The sequence below is a fragment of the Microcoleus sp. BM001215392 genome (assembly GCF_036700185.1).
Lineage (GTDB): Bacteria > Cyanobacteriota > Cyanobacteriia > Cyanobacteriales > Microcoleaceae > Microcoleus.
The window spans coordinates 1-3,751 of sequence record NZ_JAUBOJ010000543.1 but is presented as its reverse complement, the minus strand read 5'-3'; the positions used below and the strand labels follow the sequence as shown (position 1 = coordinate 3,751).

1 protein-coding gene is annotated in these 3,751 nt (G+C 47.9%); it reads left to right on the top strand.

Annotated elements, in window-relative coordinates; translation table 11 throughout:
• Nucleotides 1-317 precede the first annotated feature (317 nt).
• The gene (locus tag QT974_RS32315) at nucleotides 318-3,134 is read left to right on the top strand and encodes a PAS domain S-box protein (protein WP_333472453.1); all 2,817 of its coding nucleotides are present in this window, start codon (nucleotides 318-320) and stop codon (nucleotides 3,132-3,134) included.
• Nucleotides 3,135-3,751 lie beyond the last annotated feature (617 nt).

The window sequence follows — 3,751 nt, the reverse complement described above, 5'->3', positions numbered from 1 at the left end:
TAATAACTTATATGCGGTCATGCTTCTTCAGGCTTCAAAAACCAGATGCACCCCTTGCCTAAAGTTGCATTATTTTTTTAAATGGTATCAGAGATTTTGCGTATAAATCGGGTTCTTCTGTGTTCGCAACTAAGAAAGATAGTTGTTTTGCGATCGGAACTCAGGATGCAGTCGCTTTCCTGGCCCAGAGGTTCCAGCAGTAAGCTGAGCATTTTTTATCCTTTCTTGAGAAGGGCGATGCAAATTAGGTAAATAATGGAAGTATTCAAGGACTTTCGATTGCATTTTTCTGTAAAATAATATATTAAGGAATTTTTGTGAAAACGCTCAATATCCTCTTAGTAGAAGACAGTCCCCAAGATGCCGAATTGATTGAGGCATATCTGATGGATGGCGATCTAGATTTTTCTTTACAGTGCGTGGAAACTCGGGAAGACTTTATCGCAGCACTTGACAAACAGTGTTTTGATATTATTTTGGCAGATTATATGCTGCCTTGTTTTAACGGGATAGCCGCACTCTCGATCGCCCGCGCTACTTGTCCGGGAGTGCCGTTTATTTTTGTCTCGGCTACTTTGGGCGAGGAAGTGGCAATTGAGACTTTGAAAAGTGGCGCTACAGATTACGTTCTCAAACGCCGTTTGACGCGCCTGGTACCTTCGATCGAGCGGGCCCTGCGGTTCGTGAGAGAGCGGCTAGACCGCCAAGCCGCTCAAGCGCAGCGGATCGAGAGCGAAGCCAGATTTCGGATGATGGCCGATACCGCACCGGTGATGATTTGGATGTCGGATACCGATCGATACGGCGATTACTTTAACAAAGTTTGGCTCGAGTTTACGGGTAAAACTTGGGCGCAAGAAATCGGCAGCGGCTGGATGGATAACTTGCACCCGGATGATTTGCCAGAATATTTGGATGTTTACTCTCAAGCCTTTGACGATCGCACAGAGTATCGGCTCGAATACCGCATGAAGCGCTATGACGGGGAGTATCGCTGGGTTGTGAGTACGGGCGTACCCCGTTACAGGCCCGATCGCACTTTTGCAGGCTACATCGGTTCTTGCATCGACATTAGCGATCGCAAACAGGCAGAACAAGAACGCGCTGCTGCTTTGTCGAGAGAACAAGCAGCTCGCCAGCAAGCAGAAGAAACAGCTCAAGCGCTATTATCGGCAAATGCTCGAATTACTAACATTCTCGAAAGCATTACCGACGCTTTTGTTGCCTTCGATTCCAACTGGAAATTCACCTATATTAACCACAAAGCTCAAGAACTTTTTGGCAACGTACAAGCGGAACTGTTTGGAAAAAATCTTTGGGAAATATATCCTTGGGCAGTGGATTTACCATCTTACAAAATTGCTACTAAAGCGTTAGCAGAAAAGGTGACAGTAGAGTATGAAGAATTCGTCCCGTCATGGAATAAATGGTTGAAGGTGCGTTTTTATCCTTCCGATTCTGGTGTGTCTGCTTACATCCAAGATGTTACCGATCGCAAGCAAGCAGAAGCCGCACTCAAAGCTAGTCAACAAAAGCTGAGAATGTTGGCAGAATCTAACTTGATCGGAATTTGGTTCGGCGATGTTGACGGTGGTATCAGTGAGGCGAATGACGAATTTTTGCGGATGGTTGGCTACACGCGGGAACAATTGCAGCGCGGGGAACTCCGCTGGATTGACATCACACCGCCAGAGTACCTACCGCTGGACGAAATCGGCATCGCAGAGGCCAAGACCGAGGGCGTTTGCACTCCTTACGAAAAGGAGTACGTGCGACCCGATGGCAGCCGAATTCCGGTACTGTTTGGGTATATTTTGCTGGGGGAAACGCGGCAAGAATCTGTGGCTTTTACTCTCGATTTGACGGTTCGCAAGGAGTTGGAAAGAGAACTGCACGATCGAGTGCAGGAATTGGCACGGGCGAACCGGATTAAAGATGAGTTTCTCGGAACTTTGTCCCACGAATTGCGGACGCCGTTGAATGCCATGCTGGGATGGGCGCAACTGCTGCGCCACCACAAGTTTGATGAAAAAACGACTGTTAAGGCTCTGGAAACGATCGACCGCAACACGCGATCGCTGGGCACGTTAATTGAGGATTTGCTGGACGTGTCGCAGATTATGACCGGCAAACTATCGCTGAATTTGCGGTGGGTAGATTTGATTTCGACAGTCGAAGGTGCGATCGAAACTCTCACCCCCGCAATTGCAGCAAAAAATATTGAGATTGTGACGGATTTCGACCAAACAGCAGGGCTGATTTTTGGGGATTCGGGCCGCTTGCAGCAGGTGGCGTGGAATTTGCTGTCGAATGCGATTAAGTTTACTCCTGAGTGCGGACAGGTGAGGGTGACGCTGCGGAAGGTGGAGGGAACGGTGCCGCCTGTCCAATTCGCCTCCTGTGACAATGTGTCGCCAGCTAGTGTAGAAATTGAGGTCAGCGACACGGGACAAGGCATTGCTAGAGAGTTTTTGCCGCACGTTTTCGAGCGGTTCAGCCAAGCTGACAGCTCTATGGCACGATCGTACAACGGATTGGGTTTGGGTTTGGCCTTGGTGCGCCATTTTGTGGAAATGCACGGGGGAACAGTCCAAGCCGAATCGGCTGGAGAGGGACAGGGAGCGAGGTTTTCGGTAAGATTGCCTGTCAAACACCGAAGGAGCAACGGCGAATTTTCTGTTGCTTCTTCCGCAGAGTTCAGGGTTGCAGAAACCCCGGCTAGAGTTTCTGTAAATGAGTCGTTTGTCAGCAGCAACCTTAAGGGAGTAAGGGTTTTGGTAGTCGATAGCGATGAAGATTCCCTAGATTTTGTGCGTACGGTGCTCGAAGATTGTGGCGCCGAGGTGGAGGTGGCTGTCTCAGGAATCGAAGCCTTGGAGGCGATGGCGCGGGTGCATCCAGATTTGTTGGCGATCGATATCGGGATGCAGTCGCAAAATGGAGAAGCTTTAATCCGACAAGTGCGATCGCAATCTGGAAACAGAGAAATTCCGGCGGTGGCGTTCACGATGGTTGGTAGGGTAGAGGAACGGGTATGGGCCCTGCGCCAAGGTTTTCAGCTTCACCTGTCCAAGCCTGTCGATCCTGCTGAGTTGGTGGCGGTGGTAGCAAGCTTGGTGGGACTTGACAGTTGACTGTGGGCAGTTGACAGTTGATAGTTGACAGTTGACAGTTGACAGTGGGCAGTTGACAGTGGGCAGTTGACAGTGGGCAGTTGACAGTGGGCAGTTGACTCCGAAAGCAGGTTGCTCGCTTGGTTATAGAACGCTTGATTACCATAATAAAAATGGTTTGTAGTTCCTTCATCCTTGGGTTGGTAGAATGCTGCGGACTCAAGTGGGCACTACGAACTGTTTGTAGTGCGGTTAATCCAGCGGACACGATAAACCGTTAAATATTGGAATCAAACGGTTTATCTGTAACGGTTTAGTTTTTATCAGGTTATTTAACTCCGCGCCTGATGTGGCGCTTGCTATTGCTAAATCAACACGCACAACTATTTTTCTGTACCAAGAATTTGGGCAATTTATATGAATTTCAAATTCTCAAATTTCAAATCCTCAAATTTCAAATAAATTGACTTTGTTTGGCAATTTTGAGGATTTTTGTTTCTGACTGCAAATCGATTTTTTGAATAGGCGATCGGATCGAACGCTGTTTGATTTGAGATTTTTGATGTACTAGACTTGAATTGCCAAAATCGGAAAACACCCTAAAATTATCTGCGTTTATCTGTGTTTATCTGTCTGAC